Genomic DNA, 2,074 nt, shown 5'->3' with positions numbered 1-2,074 from the left:
TCCCGCTCAGCCACAAACGACTCAAGGCACGATGGGCCGATCAAAACCTGCTTAGCCTCTTTACTCATATGCGATAGCCCTGCCCACAAGGGGGAGGGTGAGGAAGCGCCTCGTCCGCCCATGCGATTGTGGGGAGGTAGGACCGAAGGTCCGGGTACTGGCGCGGATTTTGGCTTGAGCGCCTCAGGCCGCCCGCCACAGCGGGATGATCGATGCGGCAAGCACCAGCGCCAGCACGATGTTGAGCGCGCGCCATTGCCGCTCGGTCTTGAGCAGCCGGGAAAGCAGCATGCCGGCCACGCACCACAGCGACAGCGAGGCGGCGGCGGCGAGGCCGAAGGTGACGCCGAGCAGCAGCGCGAGCTGCATCGGCCCGCTGGCCAGCGCTGCGAACGAGGCTGCGGCACCCAATCCCATCGCCCAGCCTTTCGGGTTCATCCATTGAATGCCGGCGCCGCCAAGAAAGCTGTTCGGTCTGGCCATGGTCACATCCAGATTGGGCGGTCCGCTGCGGCCGATCTTGATCGCCAGCCAGACGAGATAAAGCGAGCCGATGACCTTCATCGCCAGTTGCAGCGAGGGCACGGCAAGCAGCAGCCCGGCGAGCCCGGCGGCGGTCGCGCCGGTCACGGTGGCGAGGCCGGCGGCGCTGCCGACCAGCAAAGGCACGGAACGGCGAAAGCCGAACTGCGCGCCGGACGCGGTCGACAAGGTCGTGGCGATGCCGGGCGTGGTGGTGGCAACGATGGCAAACAGGATGAGCGGGATGACGGGCTCGAGCATGCGGCTTCCTCTGTTCGGAAGTTGCCATCGTAGCCGTGCATGAATTTCAGTAAATGCAATGTTTGCCATGGTTTGCATTAGCAGGCATAATGCCAACCATGATCCGAAATCTCGATATGGCGCTGATCCGCACCTTCGTCGCCGTCGCCGACAAGGCCAGCATGACAGCGGCTGCCAATATGCTGCACCTGACGCAGGGTGCTGTCAGCCAGCAGATCAAGCGGCTGGAGGAAGCGCTCGGTTCCGGCCTGTTCGAACGCGACCGGCGCGGCTTGCGGCTGACGCGTGCTGGCGAACAGCTGTTCGGCAAGGGAAAGCGGCTGCTGGCCCTGAATGACGAAATCTGGGCCGAGATGGCGGGCACCCCGGTCGCCGGCCAAGTGCGCCTCGGCGTGCCTTACGACCTTGTCGGCACCTTGCTGGCACCGGTGCTGAAGACATATGCCGAGACCTATCCGCAGGTCGAAATATCGCTGGTCTGCGCTTCGTCGCCCGAGTTGGCCGCTGCTCTTGCGGCCGGGACCATCGACCTCGCGGTGATCGAGGAACGCGTCGGCCCGTCGGCGGGCGAATGCCTTGCCATCGACCGGCTGGTCTGGGTCGGCGCCAAGGGCGGCGTTGCCCGTGCCAAGCGGCCGCTGCCGGTTTCGATCGTCGCCGATACCTGCGCCTTCCGCCCGGCGGTGCTGGCGGCGCTCGGCGAGCATGGTCTGGAGTGGCGCACCGTGTTCGAAAACGGCAACATCGATGCGACGACGGCGACAGTGCGTTCCGACCTCGCGGTCACTACCTGGCTTGCCTCCACGGTGCCGGCCGATCTCGACATATTGCCATCGGAGTCCGGGCTGCCGCCGCTGCCGAATTTTTCGATCAATCTGCATTTGCCGAGGCATGGGGTAGGGCCGGCGGCGCAGGAATTCGCGCGGTATATCAGGGATGGACTCGCACGGCGGCTGGTGGCGGCTTGAGGCCTGGAAGAACTTGGGTTCCTCGCCCCACGAATGTGGGGAGAGGTGGCTCGGCGAAGCCGAGACGGAGAGGGGATTGGCGCCGAAGTGCCAAGTTTTCACAAAGCATCCCCCCTACCACCCCCCCGCTCCGGCCGCGGCGCGGCCACCTCTCCCCCATGTCATGCAGGACTGTCCGGGGAAAGTTATTCATATATGAAGGCCATCTGATTGAGGCAGGATCGGTCTCGTGGTCGGCTCGGATTGACCGGCGGCGGCTTATCGATGGCGTTTATTTTTCGCCGCCCGAACAAGTATTGGGCGACCAGCTCTGTGAACCGCAG

General features: G+C 64.8%; 2 protein-coding genes. One reads left to right on the top strand and one right to left on the bottom strand.

Annotation, left to right across the window (positions count from 1 at the left end):
• Positions 1–183: 183 nt before the first annotated feature.
• Positions 184–783, bottom strand: a complete 600-nt coding sequence (locus NKJ01_RS36080; RefSeq protein ID WP_352735339.1) for a LysE family translocator — start codon at positions 781–783, stop codon at positions 184–186.
• Positions 784–881: 98 nt separating this feature from the next.
• Here NKJ01_RS36080 and NKJ01_RS36075 point away from each other — a divergent pair, with 98 nt between their 5' ends.
• Positions 882–1,751, top strand: a complete 870-nt coding sequence (locus NKJ01_RS36075; RefSeq protein ID WP_352735341.1) for a LysR substrate-binding domain-containing protein — start codon at positions 882–884, stop codon at positions 1,749–1,751.
• The last annotated feature ends 323 nt before the right edge of the window (positions 1,752–2,074 follow it).

This window comes from Mesorhizobium sp. M0276, assembly GCF_040321755.1.
In the GTDB taxonomy this organism is placed as follows: domain Bacteria; phylum Pseudomonadota; class Alphaproteobacteria; order Rhizobiales; family Rhizobiaceae; genus Mesorhizobium.
Note: the sequence above shows the minus strand (reverse complement) of the source record. Positions and strands in the feature narration are given on the sequence as shown.

Excerpts from the sequence above, each read along its gene's own strand:
- NKJ01_RS36080 (WP_352735339.1), bottom strand. The coding sequence starts at position 783 with ATGCTCGAGCCCGTCATCCCGCTCATCCTGTTTGCCATCGTTGCCACC.
- NKJ01_RS36075 (WP_352735341.1), top strand. The coding sequence starts at position 882 with ATGATCCGAAATCTCGATATGGCGCTGATCCGCACCTTCGTCGCCGTC.